This window comes from Methylomonas sp. AM2-LC, assembly GCF_039904985.1.
Taxonomy (GTDB): domain Bacteria; phylum Pseudomonadota; class Gammaproteobacteria; order Methylococcales; family Methylomonadaceae; genus Methylomonas.
Window position 1 is genome coordinate 70,255 of record NZ_CP157005.1, and the last position, 20,559, is coordinate 90,813.

Annotated in this window: 15 protein-coding genes; 8 read left to right on the plus strand and 7 right to left on the minus strand. The window is 42.0% G+C overall.

All coding sequences use genetic code 11. The features are described 5' to 3' along the window. Window positions 1–359 precede the first annotated feature (359 nt). From ABH008_RS00300 to ABH008_RS00330, 7 genes are all read left to right on the plus strand, one after another. On the plus strand, window positions 360–602 hold the full coding sequence (locus ABH008_RS00300) for a hypothetical protein (RefSeq protein WP_347987880.1): 243 nt from the start codon (window positions 360–362) through the stop codon (window positions 600–602). A 5-nt stretch (window positions 603–607) separates the two neighbouring features. Further along, complete coding sequence (locus tag ABH008_RS00305) at window positions 608–946, plus strand: ArsC family reductase (RefSeq protein ID WP_347987881.1); 339 nt, start codon at window positions 608–610, stop codon at window positions 944–946. Next, window positions 946–2,076, plus strand: coding sequence for a succinyl-diaminopimelate desuccinylase (dapE, locus tag ABH008_RS00310; protein WP_347987882.1), 1,131 nt, complete (start codon window positions 946–948; stop codon window positions 2,074–2,076). Before ABH008_RS00305 ends, dapE begins: the two co-directional genes overlap by 1 nt. A 449-nt stretch (window positions 2,077–2,525) precedes the next feature. Beyond that, window positions 2,526–5,582 carry a pentapeptide repeat-containing protein gene (locus ABH008_RS00315; protein WP_347987883.1) on the plus strand — a complete coding sequence of 1,019 codons (3,057 nt, stop codon included), beginning with the start codon at window positions 2,526–2,528 and terminating at the stop codon, window positions 5,580–5,582. 310 nt (window positions 5,583–5,892) lie between these two features. Further along, window positions 5,893–6,690, plus strand: a complete 798-nt coding sequence (locus ABH008_RS00320; protein WP_347987884.1) for a hypothetical protein — start codon at window positions 5,893–5,895, stop codon at window positions 6,688–6,690. 78 nt (window positions 6,691–6,768) lie between these two features. Then, window positions 6,769–8,115: an IS5 family transposase gene (locus ABH008_RS00325; RefSeq protein ID WP_347987885.1), complete on the plus strand. Its 1,347-nt coding sequence runs from the start codon at window positions 6,769–6,771 to the stop codon at window positions 8,113–8,115. A 12-nt stretch (window positions 8,116–8,127) separates the two neighbouring features. After that, on the plus strand, window positions 8,128–8,697 hold the full coding sequence (locus tag ABH008_RS00330; protein ID WP_347987886.1) for a tetratricopeptide repeat protein: 570 nt from the start codon (window positions 8,128–8,130) through the stop codon (window positions 8,695–8,697). Between the two features lie 269 nt (window positions 8,698–8,966). Here the strand turns inward: ABH008_RS00330 and ABH008_RS00335 are convergent, their stop codons facing one another. The 6 genes from ABH008_RS00335 to adk form a co-directional block, all read right to left on the minus strand. After that, a complete protein-coding gene (locus tag ABH008_RS00335; protein ID WP_347990010.1) occupies window positions 8,967–11,570 on the minus strand; it encodes a FimV/HubP family polar landmark protein in 2,604 nt (867 codons plus the stop codon). A 66-nt stretch (window positions 11,571–11,636) separates the two neighbouring features. Then, window positions 11,637–12,659: an aspartate-semialdehyde dehydrogenase gene (locus ABH008_RS00340; RefSeq protein ID WP_347987887.1), complete on the minus strand. Its 1,023-nt coding sequence runs from the start codon at window positions 12,657–12,659 to the stop codon at window positions 11,637–11,639. A 2-nt stretch (window positions 12,660–12,661) separates the two neighbouring features. Beyond that, on the minus strand, window positions 12,662–13,744 hold the full coding sequence (gene leuB / locus ABH008_RS00345; protein WP_347987888.1) for a 3-isopropylmalate dehydrogenase: 1,083 nt from the start codon (window positions 13,742–13,744) through the stop codon (window positions 12,662–12,664). A gap of 12 nt (window positions 13,745–13,756) precedes the next feature. Next, window positions 13,757–14,404 (minus strand): 3-isopropylmalate dehydratase small subunit, encoded by a 648-nt coding sequence (gene leuD, locus ABH008_RS00350; protein WP_347987889.1) that lies wholly within the window; start codon window positions 14,402–14,404, stop codon window positions 13,757–13,759. Between the two features lie 4 nt (window positions 14,405–14,408). Then, entirely contained in the window at window positions 14,409–15,821 is a 1,413-nt protein-coding gene (gene leuC / locus ABH008_RS00355; protein ID WP_347987890.1) for a 3-isopropylmalate dehydratase large subunit, read from the minus strand. Window positions 15,822–15,859: 38 nt separating this feature from the next. After that, a complete protein-coding gene (gene adk, locus ABH008_RS00360; RefSeq protein ID WP_347987891.1) occupies window positions 15,860–16,498 on the minus strand; it encodes an adenylate kinase in 639 nt (212 codons plus the stop codon). Window positions 16,499–16,904: 406 nt separating this feature from the next. Here adk and ABH008_RS00365 point away from each other — a divergent pair, with 406 nt between their 5' ends. Further along, the gene (locus tag ABH008_RS00365) at window positions 16,905–18,254 is read left to right on the plus strand and encodes an autotransporter outer membrane beta-barrel domain-containing protein (RefSeq protein WP_347987892.1); all 1,350 of its coding nucleotides are present in this window, start codon (window positions 16,905–16,907) and stop codon (window positions 18,252–18,254) included. A 14-nt stretch (window positions 18,255–18,268) separates the two neighbouring features. Here ABH008_RS00365 and ABH008_RS00370 read toward each other — a convergent pair whose 3' ends face one another. Beyond that, window positions 18,269–20,527 carry a caspase family protein gene (locus ABH008_RS00370; RefSeq protein ID WP_347987893.1) on the minus strand — a complete coding sequence of 753 codons (2,259 nt, stop codon included), beginning with the start codon at window positions 20,525–20,527 and terminating at the stop codon, window positions 18,269–18,271. Window positions 20,528–20,559: the final 32 nt, after the last annotated feature.

Consider the following 20,559-nt stretch of genomic DNA (forward strand, 5'->3'; position numbering starts at 1 on the left):
AGCACTAGAGCAGCATTGATTAAACTAATTTCTGATTATTTGCATTCGTTTAACATCTGTTTTGCCGCTTTTAACTCTTAGCATAATTGAGCGGGAATGCGTTACAATGGTTATTATCAGCAGCATTGATTTGCAGCTTAATTTGTTTTATACAATACGCAGTTTAAATTTCGGAACGCGGCAACCCTTAGTGTGTCAGTGTTTGGGTATTTGCTTAAGAAATTTCGATGCCGATACTAGTCTATTCCAAATGTTCTTACGACACTCTAATACAGAACAACTAAGGATCAGGTTTCAATGTGCATTTGTATATTCAACATAGTCCAAGTTCCCCCATTCACTCAACTAGCGAGCTAATCATGTCTGAAAATATTTCCAACAATGCTTTAATCCTTGCCCTACTATCACTAAACGGTGAGATTGCCATTCAAAAAGATTATCTGGAATCTGAAGAAATTCCGGCTGATGATGTTAGCGATGAAGAAGAAGTACTTGAAGACCTTGAGCAAGCTTTTATGGAATTCGTTGATGTCTATAAAGCACGCGCAAAATCGGATAATTCTTTACCTGATTTGGATGATTTATTGGCTGGCGATGCCTGATATATATGTGGGTGATTTACGGCATCAAAAACTGTGACCGGGTTAAAAAAGCCCGGGCACAGCTTGATATTCAACAGATAAATTATCGATTCCATGACTACAAAATTGATGGTCTGGATGCCATTTTACTGCAAAGCTTTATGACCACTCTCGGTCTAGATGCCGTGATCAACCGTAGTAGCACCACCTGGCGACAACTGGGTGAACAAGAAAAACATCAGATAAATTCCGAGCAAGGCTTGCAACTTATCTTGAAAAATCCCACTCTAATTAAACGACCTATAATAGACACTGGTGAAAAATTATTGGTCGGATTTAATCCAAATGACTATGTACAAAACTGATGAGTGAAAGTCTAAAACTATTAGAAACACTGATACGCCTGCCCTCCGTAACACCTGATGATGCCGGTTGCCAGCATTTACTCACCACACGATTGCATAAGCTAGGTTTTAATGCAGAACAGATGGACTTTGCCGACACTCAAAATATATGGTTACGCCGAGGCCAACAATCGCCGCTTTTTGTTTTTCTTGGTCATACGGATGTTGTCCCAAGCGGTCCAATAACCGACTGGGAATCACCGCCGTTTGAACCACAAATACGTAACGGCAAGCTTTACGGGCGTGGCGCTGCTGATATGAAAGGCAGTATAGCCGCTTTTATTACGGCAGTTGAACGCTTTATTACTGAACACCCCCAACACAAAGGTTCGATCGCTATTATGTTGACCAGCGACGAAGAAGGTATTGCAAGTAACGGCATAGTAAAAGTCATAGACGTTTTGACGCAACGCCAAGAAAAAATAGACTGGTGCCTGGTAGGAGAACCTTCAAGCAAAACTGTTTTAGGTGATGTTATACGTGTCGGCAGACGTGGCTCATTATGTGCAAAACTAACAGTATTTGGCATACAAGGACATGTTGCCTATCCCGAACTAGCGGAAAATCCTATTCACCGCTTTGCTCCTGCCTTAAAAGCACTGACAGATGAAATATGGGATTATGGAAATGCTTTCTTTCCACCCACACGTTTACAGGTATCTAACATTGCTGCAGGTACAGGCGCAGAAAACATTATTCCGGGACAACTTGAAGTGCAGTTTAATTTGCGCTTTAGTACCGAATTGAATGAATCTACTATTAAATCCAGAACCGAAGCTATTCTCAATCATTATGGGTTTAAATATGATTTGCAATGGCGCTTATCCGGCCAGCCTTTTCTGACCACACAGGGCGAATTATTGGAGGCTACGCATGCAGCCATTAAAACAATTTGTGGTGTGGACACCGTAAACGACACTGGAGGCGGTACTTCTGACGGCCGCTTTATTGCGCCAACAGGTACTCAAGTCATTGAACTTGGCCCTATTAATGCTAGTATTCACAAGATAGATGAAAATATAGCACTGGCCGATTTAGAGACATTAAGTGATATCTACGAACAGATCTTGCGTAATTTATTAATCGCTTAATTAAAGCTATAAGCGCTTAAAGTAAAGTTTAAACAAAAAATCGACCTAAGCTTGATGTGTAAAAATCAGCATTAAATCTGACAATTTAGAAAACCAGTTGCAATCTAATCGTACAATGAAAGAGAAGGTTCGACCCAAAGCAGCCAATGAATATGAATTTGAACAGACAAGAAAAGGCAAATAAGCTGCCGTTCAAAATGTAGCTGTGGTTAGCTTGCGTAATCGCAGGGTCGAAGCCAGCATTTCTCTGATTACTCTATCGCTAATCTAAGCTACACGGGCTAAACTATGTCCTATCTAACTAGAAAACTAAATATGTGTGATTAATAACCTCTGTTATTCACTCAATTAGTGGTATTTACACTGAATTTAATTGACGTCTTAATAAAATCTACGAGTTAATCGGTTCATGATAAATTTATTTAAAAATTTCAGGGAGAATTTTTATAATGAGTTCTAAGTTATCAAAACTTCTCGGCTTAACTGCTGAAGATCAAGAATCAATCGAAAAAACCACAGTAAATATAAAATCTGTTGCTGAGTTTATTTCGGATATCGTTGAAGCTTGCGAAGATAAAGATTGGCTGTCAAAGCTTTCAGAAATATGCCCTTGGTGGTTGCAAATTATCGGTGAATCTGCATCCGCTGCGGCACCACCAATAAAATTTGTAGCTACGTTATTTAGCAAACTTGGCGAAATTAAGGACCCTGACCGTTTAACTTACCTTGCGTTTACCACAGCGTATCAACGAGCGATTGAGAAGTCGCTAAAAACGATAGGAAATCCCTCAGTAAAATCTGAAAAAATTGAATGGGATCCAAATAAAGATATTGATTTACCAAAAGAAGGAGCAAGCTTTTCAACGTACTCTTTGAGTGATCCATTGAACCATACATTCATTAAGCAAGCAGATGCAATACTTGATGAAGCTTTAAAAGCTGTAGGATACAATGAGAGTGAACGTCGCAAAGTACATAACGAAGTATCTATGCGATTTCCAAGGGAGCTTATAGTTTTACTAACCCACCCAAGCACCCGCGATAAATTTATTTCAATTACAGAAGCTTTCCATTTCGAGAATCCAGAGCGTGTTGATGCGGCATGGCAAGATCATTTTGAATATCAACGTTATTTGTACGAAGATAAACAAGTTTTTGGCGAGGAGCCTTTTACTCTATCTGATGTTTATATAGAAACAGAATGTGGTGTTCTACAATGGCAGGAAATACAAGACGGAAAACTGATTGATAATAATCAGGCCAAAGAGTCTGTTCAACAAGGTAAGGTTAGAATAGATCCTTTCGATTTGCATGTTGGTGGTCAACATGAATTACTGCCAACCGTGATGCAGCTAATTGGAGACAAAAGCTTTAAGGATGCTATCGTAATTCAAGGGCCCGCTGGGTCTGGAAAATCTGCTTTTACCCTGCGCCTAAGCGTTGAGTTATTGAACAATGGACTCAAACCTATTCGCATACGATTTCGAGATTTACCTTTGCATATTGGTAATATTCAAGATGCGCTGCCAGAAGCTATTCGATTTTGGGATATTGAGGATCGCCCAACTGAAACCCCCAAAGCAAAACCGGATGAGCTTTTTGCTGACCAAAGCTTATTTGACCAACAAGTTGATTTTAACGGTTGCCCAATTTGTCCATGGGTATTGATTATTGATGGTTGGGACGAAGTTAGCGTAGCTGTTGAAAAAGGGTTTGCAATTCGCGTAAACGATATTCTTAGCCAAATTCGCGATAAGTTCATTAATCGCGGTAATCGCCCTGTCGTTCGTGTTGTGCTAACTGGTCGTCCATCTGATGCAGTTTCTAGCTCCAGCTTTATGACCAAAACAACTCGCTTATTTACAATCCGTCCTTTACCTCCGAGCAAGCTTGATGGATTCGTCTGTCGTTTGGCCCGCTATTTCACTGATCCTAAACAGCTTGAAATGGCAAATCCAGAACGATTTAAGCCGGTATTGGAAGGATATCGGACAGGGTATCAACAGTTGTTGGAGAACAAGCGAAACAATATTGAGAGGGATATCGACACGATGGAAGTATTGGGCTTACCATTATTAGCGCACTTAGCAGTGCGATTAATGGTCTGTTGGGTTGGATCTGACTTGCAGGTTTTAGTAAATAATCCTACCACTTTGTATCGCCACCTCACTGATATCACATGCATTAAAGGAGGGCGGTATGGTCAAGGAGTCTACGAGCCAAAATTACCAACTACAGAACTAAGGCGATTACTGCATGAAACGGCTGTTTCCATGACTGTGTTTGGACTGGACCATATCCCTTACGATGAACTGGATTACCGCTTGTCAGCATTAGACGAAGAATTAATCCAACGCGTGCAGGAGACAACCAAGGATCATCCTCTCACAGTTTTGATGATTGGATTTTTCTTTAAAGGTGGTCATAGGGAACTTGGTGCTGAATTTCTTCACAAGTCATTTCGTGAATATCTTTTTGCTGAGTGTCTAGTAGAAACGCTTAAAGCCTATGGACGCGGTGCACCTGATTATTTGCCTGAACGCTCTGTATTTTGGAAAGATTTTGATTTAGAAGATATTCGCTTCGGTTTTTCTCGTCGTTTGAGCCAAATGTTGGCCCCACAATGGATTACGAAAGAAGTAGCTAAACACGTGCATGCGTTAATTGAGTGGGAATTAGCGCGTACTTATGACGAACATGACAAAACTATCGTTGGGCAGCCTACGCAAGCACTTGATATACGTGCTTGGCAAAAGGTTCGTGATGGTTTGGCCGATCTTTGGGATTGGTGGGGAGAAGCGGTTCATCTTCGAATGCAGCCAAAATATCAGGGAAAAAAACGCACAGGTTGGGAAAATCCTTATGTCATGGAACTAGTAGAATGGACTATGCCGCAAGCGCCAGATAAAGAGCAATCTCTATTCCCTCCTCGAACCACGGCCATTGATTCGCATTTAGGAGATGGTTTATGCCGATTGACAGCTTTAGTTCATCACTATGTGGCAGTACCTCCTGGAATTGAAGCAAAATGGGGCGAATCTCATAGTGTCAATAATATCGAAGTAAGACGCTATCAATCTATAGGAAGTATCGGCGGCAATAATCAAATACGATTCAAACCCTCTGGTGATAATTCTCACTATTTTTCAAATTATGTCGCGCGTATTAATAGTGCCGGTTGGCGACCCGAATATTATTTCCCAATTTCGTTATTTCTAGACAGTGCGGACTTCACCGATGTCAGTGTTGAGAATTGTATTTTTTTTAGCACTTCACTTGTTGGATCAAAATTCATGAATGCTCAATTAATTGATACTGTATTTGTAAATGCGAATTTGCGATACAGCAATTTCAGAGAGGCATATGCTACCAGAGCAAGTTTTGATAATGCAAATTTGTCAGATGCGGATTTATCTAGAATAATCATTCAAAATGCTAGTTTCAAGGGAGCGTTAATTAAAAATACTCGTCTTGATAATATTGAAGGTAAAATTGATGTGGAGTAATTTTAATTATACGCTTAATAAAACATATGGCTCGATAGAGTGAGCATGATGCTCTCCTTCAAGTTAACCGCCTATTCTCGGCGCCTCAAGTAGCCTCGATGGAATCGAGGCTACTTGAGAGCTACCCCGGTCGTTCAGTCATATACAGTATCAAGCAGCTATCCATTCGATTGCGGTCACTAAGGCAGATGTGCGTTGGTCCGCTTTTCAATCTTTTCCAGTCATAACCACTGGCTAACCTGATCTACGCAATCGCTCAAGCAAGTAACTTTAGTCGTAAAGGCTTCAAGAAAATCGAGGTAAGATTTGCATGCCAAGAAAGTTTGTAGAATTCGGAAGATACATCGACAAAGATAATATATCCTTAGTTATCTCTGTCCTGGCGCTATGTATCGGAATACTCTCTTACTATACATCTGCCAACAATAGTATGCTGGAAGCAGAACTTGAATCCAATGACTTAATTTATTCAGCGTGGGATGATCTTGGAGGAAGAGATGGCTCTGAGTACTTTGATAAACCAATCTCCACTTACTCTTTAAATAAAGCAGCTAGGAAAGTTGATAAAGCCTTGAAGCTTTATCGAAAAAATCAACGAGCTATTGCGCTTCATGCAATATTGCTTTATCACAATTCCATTCAGACCGGAGACAAGTCTAAAATGGAAAAAGCATCTGAAATTTTAGAAGATGTCTTGCTCAATCAGCAGTTTAGAAGCGAATCTGCTAGTACATATTATATTAAATCGTTGATTCAACTTCGATCACTCGATAAAGCAAAAAAGTATCTATCTAAGGTTGATGAAAAAAATGGGGATCTTGAATTTTTAACATACGAGGTTTTATACACAAAATCCTGGTTACAAATATTTACCTTGGAGCAAGATTGGCAGAATGTTGAAAAGCAACTGGATAAACTGAAAACAGAATACACGGAAGGACCTTTAGGACGGCCTTTTGATAAACAAGAGATTAAAATTCAAATTGCGTTGGCAGGCTCATATTTAGAGCAAGATAAGAATAAAACAATCGGATATTTGGAAAACGCTCTTACTGAGTCGTCCCTGAAAAACCGCAAATCAACAGGCAACGCATTGATTCATAATTAATACTTACATATAAAGACGGGTAATAATTGCAAGAAATGGGTAAAATAGATATTAATTTCTTGCAAATTTTTATTCAAAATGAAGCCAAAATCCCAAGAAACGAGCGGCCAAATCGATTTGTTCAACACCCCGCTGGCCGATCTGCTGAACCCCCGTCACGAGTTGTACCAACTCGCCCAACTGATCGACTGGAAAACGATTGACGATTCTTTCGGTCAGTACTTTGTCGCCACACAAGGGGCGCCGGCACTGTCCACGCGGTTGGTGGCGGGATTGCATTACCTGAAACACGCCTTCGCGTTGTCCGATGAGGCGGTCGTAGCCCGCTGGCTGGAGAATCCGTATTGGCAATTCTTTTGCGGCGAAACCTTCTTTCGGCACGACACGCCTTGTCATCCCACCTCGCTGACCAAATGGCGGCAGCGCATCGGCGAAGCAGGTTGTGAGCAATTATTGGCACTGACCATTCAAGCAGGCATCGACAGTAAGACGGTAATGAAGCAGGACTTTGAAGCAGTGACAGTGGATAGCACCGTCCAGGAGAAAGCTATTACTTATCCGACCGATGGCAAATTGTATGAACGCTGCCGCCAGCATCTGGTGCGCCTGGCCGAGCAACATGAAATCTCGCTGAGGCAGAACTACAATCGCAAAGCCCCGTATTTGCTGCTAATGGCAAACCGCTACAGTCATGCCAAGCAAATGAAGCGTAAACGCAAGATGCTCAAGCAACTGAAAACCCTAGTGGGACGGGTTTACCGGGATATTGATCGCCAATTGCTTGATCAATCCGATGCCGTCAAGCTGGTTTTCAAGGACACCTTGGAGAAAACACAACGTATTCTGACTCAGCAAACCCAGGATAAAAACAAGTTGTACAGCTTTCACGCCCCAGAAGTGGAGTGTATTGCCAAAGGTAAGGTACACAAAAAATACGAGTTTGGCGTCAAGGTAGGGATCACGGTCACCAACAAGAGCAATTTCGTGCTGGGTGCCCGCAGTTTCCCTGGCAATCCCTACGATGGCCATACACTGGAATCCTGTCTGGAACAGGCGGAAATTCTGAGCGGCATCCGCGCCAAAGAAGTGTTTGTCGATCTGGGCTACCGGGGCGTCGAGCTCGCGGGCATCACGATTTACAAAGCCCGGCAAAAACGCGGCGTGGATACCCGACGACTCAAACGTGCACTCAAACGTCGCAACGCCATCGAACCGATTATCGGCCACCTGAAAAACGACGGCTTGTTGGGACGCAACTACCTGAAAGGCGAGATGGGCGATGCCTTGCATGCCGTCCTGTGCGGTGCCGGCCACAACATCCGTTTGATCCTCAGGCGGTTGAGGATTTTTTGGTCTTATTTTTGGCAAGCACTGTCTCGGTTCTGGGGAGTTCCATCTGACGAACAATTCTTGTTGGCAGCATAAGACCGAGTATCTATGAAAATTTCGGCTTTTTCAGGGACGACTACTGAAGGAATTGATCTAATAGAAGACAAATTGACACTGGCTTCCGTTTATGGTGTATTAACTTCGTTATACGGTGAAAAGGGTGAATATGAGAAAGCAATTCTGTATTTCACAAAGCACATCAAATTGGACCACACTGTCGCCAGGGGATGGCAAAATATTGGTCCCGATTTTGGTCGCGTTGCAGAAGATCCCGAGGTCTTAAGTATTTTTGAAGAGCAGTATGAGCAAGATAAGAAAAATGCAATTCTTGTTGAAAACCTTGGAGTTAGTTACTTTCATTTGAATCGTTTTGAAAGTGCCGCAAAGATTTATTCCGATTGTATTAAAAGATTCGACAAGGACTATTACATTGTGCCAGTTGGAGGTGGTAAGGTTCTAACTTTAAGCAGTTGTTACAGAAAATTGGCGGTCGCAAAGTATATGGCGAAGGATCCTGTGGGAGCAAAAAGTATACTAAATGAGTCGATTGACAAAGGCATAGCAGACGAAACTACAGTCGCCTTGTTTAACGAGCTTTTCCCGCAGGAGGATAACTAAATATCAACGATTCGTTACAACGGACAAGCCGGTAATCGCGATTGGTGCGGTAAGTAAGCTCACGATACCCTATGCCAGCTTTTGGCTGAATATTTGTCATTGGCACTTCTCTTCCATAGGGCGGCTTTTGGCCGAACTTTGCCAGTCATTGTCCGATCTGATCTGAGCAAGAAAACCTAAATGTCAGATTTGGTTTTGACTTTACACTTGATGGGTATAATACATTCAACTCTTTGAGTTTTGTTTTTTATCAAGCAGTCAAGTCACTGCTAAACACTGTTAATTTCATCCAACAGAGTTTTTGCTAGAGTTTTCTGCTCGGAGTTGCCTTTGTTTAATACTTCTTCCGCAATAAGTTTTGCGGTTTCAGCATCACCCATGTCGATATAGGCTTTTGCCAGATCAATTTTGGTTTCAAATTCATCCATATCTGTTAAGTCAGCAACACCCAAATCATACTCTGAAAACTCATCCTTGTTATCAGTAACAGGCATATTAAAATCAAAATTGAAATCAAAACCACCTTGGTTTGTAACATCATCTGACTGTTGTTCCGATTCATTTTGCATTTGCAGACTCTCTCCTGCAAATAAATCAGCATCGGCAAAATAATCATCTTCTAACTGTAAAGTCTGCTCATGCTCCAGCTCTATAGTATTATCAGAATTGATTTTATCGGGTATAGGCTTTAACGTCTCAATATCAAATTTAAAATCGAAAGCATCTAAAGAGTTCTCAGTTTCTACGGGTAACACTTTTTCGCTTGCATCATTAAATGACAGATCGCCAAGATCAAACTCTATACTTTCAAAACTATTCTCTATTTTAGGCTGATCGATTTTTTCATTTAGATTAGCGGCTTCATGGCTTGTAACCGTAAAATCAAGACTGGTGGGATTAGAATCCGTGGAATCCAACGATGTTGTAAATCTTGAATCATTAAAATCACTTGCTTCCATCTCAAAATCGTTATTATCGAAATGCCTATCGATACTTTCTATAATTGAACTTGAGATAAATGATTGTTCTAAATTAGTCGCTTGTAAACCGTTATCAACTGTTCCACCTAATACAGGTAAATCGACTACAATTTCCTGGGCCATCTCAGTTACTTTGCTCCAGAACGCCCTATCATCCTGTTTTCCTTTAGCAACTAATTCCTGCACATAATCTGAAAACCCTTGTTTGTTTTCGCCAGCATAAAAAACTTCCAGCAGTTTCAGCTTATAAACATCTTTTTCAGGTTCTTGATTAATAGCATGACGAATCAACTCTTCCGCTTGCTGATAACGGCCATATGCCAAATAAACGTCGGCTTCAGAAAGTGGATCGACTTCATTTTGTTCTGTATCAAAAGCATCAAAATCGCTTGGAGTAAAATCACTAATAAAAGAACTTTCACCCACCATACCCACATCATAGAAAGCGGCTGAGTTTTCCATATCCAAAATGGGTATAGACAGACTATTTTCTAGCTCTGGCATACTAATTTGATCATTATTGGCAAACATACTTTCTCTGCTGGTTTGCAAATCAATTGTACGTTTACGCCACCACAACCAACCTAATACTGACAATAGGCAAAAACCCACACCTGCAACACTTAAATAGTAGGAGTCTGAGGTAAACAAACCTTGATCAGGTGCAGGTGCAGGTGCAGGTGCAGGTGTCGGAGTTTGAGCTATCGGCAAGGGTTGAGCAACGACAGGGAGTGGTATCGTTGTCTGTTGGGGTGGAACAGGAGCAGGCTCTGCTTTCACTGGAACTGGCTCTGCAACAGGAGATTGCACTGTTAACAAACTTGGCGTAGTTTGTGGAGAAGCTTTATCAGTATTTTGTAATTCAGATAATTGTTGATCTTTAAGCGTCAACAATTGCTGCATCAACCCAAGCTGCTGCTCAAGTTTTTCAATTCGGGTTTGTAATTCTACACTTTTTCCGTCTGTCGATTGCGCATTTGCAGCACTGCCACTCTGATCGGAAGCAATTTGATTTCCAGTTTGACTATTCGCATCAACTGGGGAAAGTAATTCTAACGGCTTACCATTTGATAATGGCGGTTTATGTCCGTCTGTATTTGCTTTTGATTTTTCTGCTGCCAGCGTAGTGGAACCAACAGCAGGTATTTTTAATTTAACACCCAATTTAAGCGCGTTAATGTTATTGCCAACAAAAGCCTCAGGATTGGCATTATGAATGGCTGCCATCATTTGATGAGGTGTGACACCCTGTTCGGCAGCCACTTTTTTGGCAATTTGCCACAAACTGTCCATAGACTTGGTTGGCCCAAATTCACCATTTATGGGTAAATTTGCATTATTGGTATCTGCTGCCAAAGCGGGTTGTGCTTGATGACGACGTTGACTATGATGCCTGGAAACTACTGCGGATGGCTTGCTATAGGTTGTCTCTAAAGACTGCGTGGCTTTTTCGTGAAAATTGCTATTATCAGCCACTGAAAACTGTGGATTATTATAATTACTGGGCGGATCAATCAAAAGAGGAAATTCTTTATACTGACTGCCTTCTGCGCTAACTACTTCAAGTAAAACATCTAAAAATGGCTCAGTTAAAGCGTCCTGAGAAGTAAGTCTTACCACGATAGTATTATCAGATTTGATACTACTTTCAAACTTAATCTTGGATAGGAAATAACTCCATGGAACACCAGCACGATCGAATTTTTCAGGGGCTGCCACTCTGACTGCAATATCTCGCGGGTCTTCTCCAGCATCAACATGTAACCTGATTTCGGCATTGAGATTTTGATTCAAAGCCGAATTCAATTGAATATCACCAATACTTAAGGCATAAACCGATGAAGGTGCCAAGATAGCAATACCCAAAACTTTACTTAGTTTCCCCACTTTCATTTCCTTCACTTATCATTACCTCAACAGCTTTAGCACTCAAAGTAAACACAGAGCTTGGATTATAGACTACATGTAGTTTTTTGCTAAAATTTCTGCTATTTGAACACTGTTTAAAGCAGCGCCTTTTCTAACATTATCCCCTACCACCCAAAGATTTATGCCTTTTTCACAAGAAATATCTTCTCGAATCCGACCCACATAAACATCATCATGTCCAGATGACTCGGTTACTGCAGTTGGATAGCCACCGTCAGCCCGCTCATCCAAGATACTGATGCCGGGTGCATTTGACAACAGCTCACGCACCTGTTTTGCGGTAATTTTTTGCCGGGTTTCTATGTGTACTGCCTCAGAATGCCCAAAAAACACAGGAACTCGCACGGCAGTTGGATTAACCATAATCTGCTTATCGCCCATAATTTTCTGGGTTTCCCAAACCATTTTCATTTCTTCTTTTGTATATCCATTATCCATAAACACATCAATCTGGGGAATTACATTGAATGCGATTTGTTTTGGATAAACACTGGCAACTATCGGTTTTGCATTTAACAAATTAGCCGTTTGCGTTGCCAATTCAGTGATGGCATCCTTACCGGTACCAGAAACAGCTTGATAGGTAGCAACATTGATACGTGTAATACCTACAGCATCGTATATTGGTTTTAAAGCCACCAACATTTGAATGGTAGAACAATTTGGGTTCGCAATAATGCCACGATTGGTATATTCAGCAATTTTTTCTGGGTTTACCTCCGGCACCACTAAAGGTATATCATCATCATATCGAAACTGTGATGTATTATCAATGACTACGCACCCTGCTGCTGCTGCCTTTGGAGCATATTCGGCAGAAACACTGGCTCCCGGTGAAAATAGGCCTATCTGTACTTTTGAAAAATCAAAATCAGCCAGATCTTTAACAACCAAAGCCTCGCCTCTAAAGGCAATGCGCTTGCCTGCCGAACGCTCACTGGCCAAAGCGTAAAGAGTATTCACTGGAAAATTTCGCTCTTCCAGAATAGAAATCATCGCCTCACCTACTGCACCAGTAGCACCTACGACAGCAATATTATACGTTTTTGACATAATCAGCTTACCCTTAAAGCATTTAAAACAGCATCACCCATGCCAGAAGTACTCACCTTAACCATACCTTCAGAATAAATATCTGCAGTTCGAACATTCGCATCCAAAGCATCGTTCACCGCTTTTTGAATTCGATCGGCTGCTTCTGCTTCGTTAAAGGTGTAACGCAACATCATAGCAACCGATAAAATTGTTGCCAGTGGATTAGCAATCCCTTTTCCAGCGATATCCGGTGCCGAACCATGTATGGGTTCATACATACCTTTTGCATTTGCGTCTAAGGCGGCAGAAGGTAGCATACCAATTGATCCGGTTAACATGGCAGCCGTATCGGAAAGAATATCGCCAAACATATTGGTAGTTACAATCACATCAAATTGTTTAGGCGCTCTTACCAATTGCATTGCTGCATTATCCACATACATATGGCTAAGTTGCACATCTGGATATTCTTTACCCACCTCAGTGACGACATTACGCCATAACTCAGTACATTCCAATACATTAGCTTTATCAACCGAACATAGTTTTTTACTACGCTTTTGAGCAATTCTATATGCCGAATGTGCAATTCTGCGTATCTCTGACTCATTATAAATTTTGGTGTTAAAACCTTGCTTTTCACCATTTTCTAACGTACGTATGCCGCGTGGCTCACCAAAATAAATACCACCCGTTAATTCACGCACTATCATCAAATCCAAACCAGAGACAACATCAGGTTTTAACGTTGAGGCATCGACCAGTTGTGGATACAAAAAGGCAGGGCGTAAATTTGAGAATAGGGCAAGTTCCGAGCGAACGCCCAACAAACCGCGCTCTGGACGAACGGCATGCGCCAATCCTTCCCATTTTGGACCGCCGACAGCGCCCAACAGTACTGCATCTGCATTTTTACACAAATTCAATGTCTGTTGAGGCAAAGGCGTTCCGAAAGCGTCATATGCGGCTCCACCAATCAACGCTTGATCGCACACTAATCCCAAGTCCATATCGGTATTCAAATAATTCAAAACCTTAATCGCTTCGCTAATGATTTCAGGTCCTATACCGTCTCCAGACAGAACTGCAATTTTTTTTGGCATTATGTTTCCTGTTTAACGTATCGATGCTTCTTTGAACAACCAGGGAGCACGCTTGGCCCTCTCGATTTCATAGGCTTTAATTTTATCGGCAAGCAACAAGGTCTGTGCTATATCATCCAAACCGTTTAATAAACGATAACGACGATTTTCATCGATATTAAAAGCAATTTTTTGTCCACTCGGAGTAATAATGGTTTGTGCAGATAACGAAATGGTTAATTGATAGCCATCCTTAATTTCGCTAAATAACTGATCAATCAACTCAGCAGACAGTATTATGGGTAAAATTCCATTTTTAAAACAATTGTTATAAAAGATATCTGCAAAGCTTGTGGCAATAATGGCATAAAAGCCATAGTCCTCCAATGCCCAAGGCGCATGCTCACGTGAAGAGCCACACCCAAAGTTTTCTCGGGTCAATAAAATTTGCGCACCTTGATATTGAGGTAAATTAAGCACAAAATCTGGATTTTTGGGTCTGACACTACAATCCATTTCCGGCTCACCTCTATCAAGGTAACGCCATTCATCAAATAAATACGGACCAAAACCCGCGCGCCGAATTGATTTTAAAAACTGTTTGGGAATAATCGCATCTGTATCAACATTGGCGCGATCCAACGGCACTACTAAAGCAGTCAATTCAGTAAAGGCTTTCATATTTTTACTCCTGCTCAAATTCAGTCACATTAACAAAATGACCAGCAATTGCGGCGGCGGCAGCCATAGCAGGACTAACTAAATGCGTGCGCCCGCCGTAACCTTGCCGTCCTTCAAAGTTACGATTTGAAGTTGATGCGCAATGCTCTCCAGGCTCTAATCGATCAGCATTCATCGCTAAACACATAGAGCAGCCAGGATCACGCCATTCAAAACCTGCCTCAATAAAAATTTTATCTAATCCTTCCGCTTCAGCTTGTTTTTTAATCAGCCCAGAACCTGGAACCACTAACACCTGCTTAACAGTAGCAGCCTGTTTGCCACCACGCACCACGGCAGCTGCCTGACGTAAGTCTTCAATTCGCGAATTGGTACAAGAACCAATAAATACCTTATCCACAGGAATTTCGGTAATTTTTTGTCCAGCCTTTAGACCCATATAGTTGAGGGCACGTAGCATCCCTTCCCGTTTTACGGTATCTGCTTCGGCAGCAGGATCGGGCACATGACCATCAATTGCTACCACCATTTCTGGCGAAGTTCCCCAAGTGACTTGTGGTTTTAACTCACTCACATCAACATCAAGTACCTTATCAAACACAGCATCGCTATCAGAATGCAATTTTTGCCAGTAACGTACAGCCATATGCCAATCATCACCTTGCGGAGCGTAAGGTCGGCCTTGATAATAATCTACCGTGATATCATCAACGGCAATTAACCCTGCTCTGGCACCTGCTTCTATCGCCATATTGCAAACTGTCATACGGCCTTCCATGGATAAATTACGTATTGCTTCTCCTGCAAATTCAATTGTATAACCAGTGCCACCCGCAGTTCCAATCCGACCAATAATAGCCAGCACTATATCTTTGGCAGTTACACCAACGGGCGTTCTCCCATTAACATTAATTAAAAAGTTTTTAGCTTTTTTTTGTACTAAGCATTGCGTTGCAAGTGCATGCTCCACTTCCGAAGTTCCAATACCAAAAGCAAGTGCAGCCGAAGCGCCATGTGTCGAAGTATGAGAATCGCCACAAACTACGGTCATTCCGGGCAATGTTGCTCCTTGTTCAGGCCCAACAACATGCACAATACCTTGACGTATATCATGCATACCAAATTCGGTAATCGCAAATTCCTCACAATTTTTATCGAGTGTATCCACTTGCAAACGAGAAACTGCATCAGCAATTCCCTGATCACGTTGAGTGGTTGGTACATTGTGATCGGCCACTGCCAAATTTCTGGATATACGCCAAGGCTTGCGGTTGGCTAATCGCAAGCCGTCAAATGCTTGCGGAGAGGTTACTTCGTGTAATAATTGCCGATCTATATAAATTAGCGACGAACCATCTTCCTCAGTAGCGACCAGATGATCATCCCAAAGTTTGTCGTATAAAGTTTTACCCGCCATTGCTACTTTCCAAATGGGTTAATTTATTCAAAATTCGTTCAAGCTAATACAGCAAAAAGCTTGGCGGTGATTTCGCTAACCGAACCCACTCCAGGTATTGAAGCAAATTTGGCTGATTGTTCAGGTCCAGAATAAAAACCGACCAGTGGCTTGGTTTGTTCATGATAAACTTGTAAACGCTTACGCACGGTTTCTTCCTTATCATCGTCTCGCTGAATCAAGGCTTCACCTGAAATATCATCAATACCTTCCTGTTTGGGAGGATTATATAAAACATGATAAGTACGACCAGAGCCTAAATGCACACGTCTGCCGCTCATACGCTTGATAATCTCCTGATCATCAACCGCAATTTCAATCACATAATCTAATTCCACACCCATTTTTGCCAGACCTTCTGCTTGAGCTATCGTGCGTGGAAAGCCATCTAATAAATAACCGTTTTTACAATCATTCTCAGCAATTCTGGCTTGAATAAGACCTAAGATAATATCATCCGAAACCAGGCCACCAGCATCCATAATTTGTTTGGCGGCAAGACCCAGTGCAGTGCCCTCACGAACCGCTGCGCGCAACATATCGCCAGTTGAAATCTGTACAATGCCAAATTTTTCAGTAATAAATTGTGCTTGAGTGCCTTTTCCCGAACCGGGACAGCCTAACAAGATTACGCGCATATCAATAACTCCACATCACGAAGACATACTGCCTAAAAGAAAAATACCAAGACATCAGCCACCTGTGCCTTAACAAAAGCCGGATATTGTATCGTAAAACCATGCTGGTTCGCACCCACCGCTAGACGCATAGGGAAAAATTTGAGTACCGTTCTGATATTTTTCGCCAAATAGGATTCAAAACCAATTATGACTGAAACCTTGTTTATCCAACCTAAATTATGATAAAGTTCAGCTAAGCCATTAATTTAGTATTAGATTATCCCATAACACAAATCTTATAGTTTTTTATTTTTTGGTTACAACAACTCGTTCCCCTCGCTTTATTTTGCATAGAAAGTAGCTATACTTTGCCAGTTAAATTTTATTTTTGGAGGTTATTGTGAGAATAATTATGTTGTTTTGCATGCTTTTTTTTACAGCATCCAGAGCTCAAGGGCAAGCGCTTGCTTATTTTGACGGGCAACTTATTACTTCACCTAACCTTGACTCGCTTTTAAGCCAATCCGAAGGTAGTTTCGATTTAAAAGTGGTTAATACGTCTACCGGAAATTATGTAACCTTTACTGAAACAGTTACTAATTCTGATATATTTAACGGCTCCACCGCAGCATTAGCTGCAGATGTTAAAGCCCTATTAAATAGTCGCACCCCAGTAACTATTGATGGACTTTCGCTTTCAGTCAATTGTTATAACAGTTCCAATGTTCAGATTGGTTCTAATTTCAATAGCTGCTTCGACTTAGTAGGAACCGGATCCAAAGAACAGCAAACGACGAATGCCTTGACCTCAGCTACAACAGTCAACTTGCAACTTAACCGAACTACCACTGAAATTAGCAATTCATTACAGTCCATGCGCACGTTGCGGGATAATCCGGGCACATCCAAACAGGGGGCTGGCGCTGGTGATGTTTATGAATTAATGGGGCCTATTGGCTTGTTTTTTAATGCTGGCGGCACATTCGGCACGATTAACTCTACCAATACTCTTGCCGGCTACCATACCTACACGCGCAATTTTAATACCGGATTGGATTACAAAATTAATGAGCGGCTAGTAACTGGTCTACTATTTGGTTACACCAGTTCAGCTGTCAATGTAGGTGACAATGGCGGTAGTTTTGATGCCAATATTTTTAGAGTTTCTCCTTACTTCAGCCTGTCACCTACTGATGATACCTATGTTGATTTTTCAGTAGGCTATGCGCACCATGACAATAATTCGCAACGTAACTGCCTGTTTTGCCTAAGCTCTGCAACTGCCAACTTCGGTACCGAGGAATACAATATACTCACAGGCTTGGGCTATACGCATAGTTTTGGGGCATTAAGTCTGCGTGGATACGGTCAGGCATCGTCTATCTATATGGATATCGGTGGCTATAGTGAAAGCGGCACTGCACTGACAGGCTTGCTAAATGTCAGCAACCAGCACGTGCTATCTATTACCAGCACTTTTGGCACAGAATTGAGTTACTCAACCAGTATGCCATTTGGTGTGGTTATTCCACGAGTATTTGGTGAATGGGTGCGCGAATATGCTAATGACACTAGACAGGTGCAAGCGGTGATTCAAGGTGGCGGCTCTACTACTATTAGTGCTGGCGCAATAGGTAAAGATTGGGCCAATCTCGGAGCCGGGGTACAAATGGTACTGCCGAATGGCTTATCTAGCCTGATCAATTATCGCTCAATGGTCATGCAAGGCGCCGTCAATCACAGCATAGAAGGAACCTTGCGACTAGAATTTTAAATTAATATTCTGTATCAAGCTTCAGGTACAAAAAAGAACGGGCTACCTTCATGCCCTGCATGCTGCAAGGGCGCGTATTGCGGAGACTGCTCAAACCCTGCGCGTGCCGCTACCAATCTAACTTGATTAGAAACATCTCGAAAAATATCATAATCCTCAATCACGCGCTGATTGCTACGTAATACTTTTAAAAAGGCATTGGCAAATACGGAATGATCGCCACCACCTAAATCCATCACGGGCTGCACGCCACCGGAAGTAAGCACCGTGCGTGCTTTTCGACTGTTCATGGCTTTCAGCCAGCGGTCGCGCTTAGCATCATCCATACCCTCGGGCAACTTAGCAACCGCAGATCCTGTCAATGCGCCTGAATAACAGGAATCTGCCACTACCATGATATGTCGAGCAGCCATAATGCTTAGATACTCAGTAATATTTTCGCTAGAAATCCAGTTGGCTGCATTTCCCACTTCCGAATCCACAGGTAACCAGTAAGCCGTTTGTGATTTTTTGTCAATTTCGCCATGACCCGCATAATAAATAACTAAATTATCCTGTTCAGTGAGTTTTTGACTCATTTCGTTCAACGCCGACATAATGGCGTGTCGGTCGGCATTGACTAAAAGCTTAGTTTTAAAGCCATAACGCTCGCGTAATACTAATTCCACACTTTTAGCGTCATTAATCGGTGTTTTTAAATCTGGATAAGCCTTATAGTCGTTATTACCGATGATCAGAGCGTAAAATTTACCAAACTGAACATCTCCAAACTGATTACCCTTTCTGGTATCTGTAACTGGAAAAGTCTCTTGAGTAGTGGCTTCTGCAGTCTGTATACGTACATTCAAATTACTGCTTTGATTCGATTTATCAGTTGCCAGAAAATGCACTTCATTTTCTGTTCCCTTTAAAACAATATCGGTTTCAAAGCGGCCATTGGCATCAACAATTAACGGTTTATCGTTTAACAATAACTTGCGTAACCCATTTTTAGTATTAATGTGGCCAACTAGGTGCTTGCTGGCTTCGCCAATAGCAAATTGAATACTGGGTATACCACGCGTGACAGTCATCGGCGGCTCTAAAAGCTCGATATCTGGCCCATCTCCCATGGCTACTTGCGTTGCCGTTTGTTGTTCTAATTTTTCTTTGAGGCTGGCAATATCACGCGCTTGTTGCTGTAAGGCTAGTTTGCGCTCATCAATCTGGGAACGATCAAGTTTACTGCCGGATGTTAACCAACCTGTCAGTTCCGCAGATTGGTTTTGATAGCTGACGATTTTTTCATTCAGGCGATTTTCCAGGTCAACTTTGGCATTGTCCACGGTTTTAACGCTGGATTTATCTTTACGTGCAGTTGCCAATTCCTGTTTCATGGTTTGCCGTTCAGCACTCATTGCTTGCGTAAGAGTCGCTAATTTGGCTTGTTGCGATTTCAGTTGATTTTCTTTATCTCGCAGTTGAACCTCCAATGCCTCAGTTTCAGCACTACCGCTTGGCGTTGCAGATTTTTGTTGTTGCAGCTTGGTTTTTAGTGCTTCCAATTCATCTTGAGCGCGACGCAAGCTGTCTTGTTGCTGTAAAGCTTCTTCACGCGTATTTTTTAACTGATCGCGTAATTGTTCTGTTTCCTGATGAGATTTGGCTACTTCTTGTCGCAAAGCAGCCACTTCCTGACTACTGATAGAGGTTGCATTCACGGCTGGTGTAAATTGCAGACCGGCATCATCCAAGCCTGCAGATTTACGATACCAACGCAACGCTGTTTCCTGATTCTGCGGCACGCCCAACCCTTTTTCGTAAAGATGACCGAGATTTAATTGCGCTTGAAAATTACCTTGATTTGCCGATTTCTCATACCATTGAGCTGCTGCTTGATAATCGGCTTGCGCTCCTAAACCTTTCTCGAAAATTTCACCTACGTATAATTGCGCGGCAGCGTCGCCTTCCTGGGCTTTTGGCAACCAAATTTTTAAGGCACTGGCATAATTAGCGCGATCATAGGCGACATATTCACCTCCGCGTACTTCGCAATCCGCTGCACTGGTGCGCACAGGGCGGCGTTGAGTAAGATAGGTGGCTTCCGCACCCAAGCGGCGCACTTGCCCCGGCAATAAACAATCAACAACTAAAAGCTTATTGGTATCCTGAATAGAAAAACCTTCGGTTGCCTTGTCCATTTCGGCTTTACCTACCTCATGAGCACACGCATTTAATAAAATGGCAGCGATGCAAACCGCCAAACGCCGAACCTGAAAACTTTTTAAATACATAAGGAGCCGCCTGATGAATAACAGAAATACCT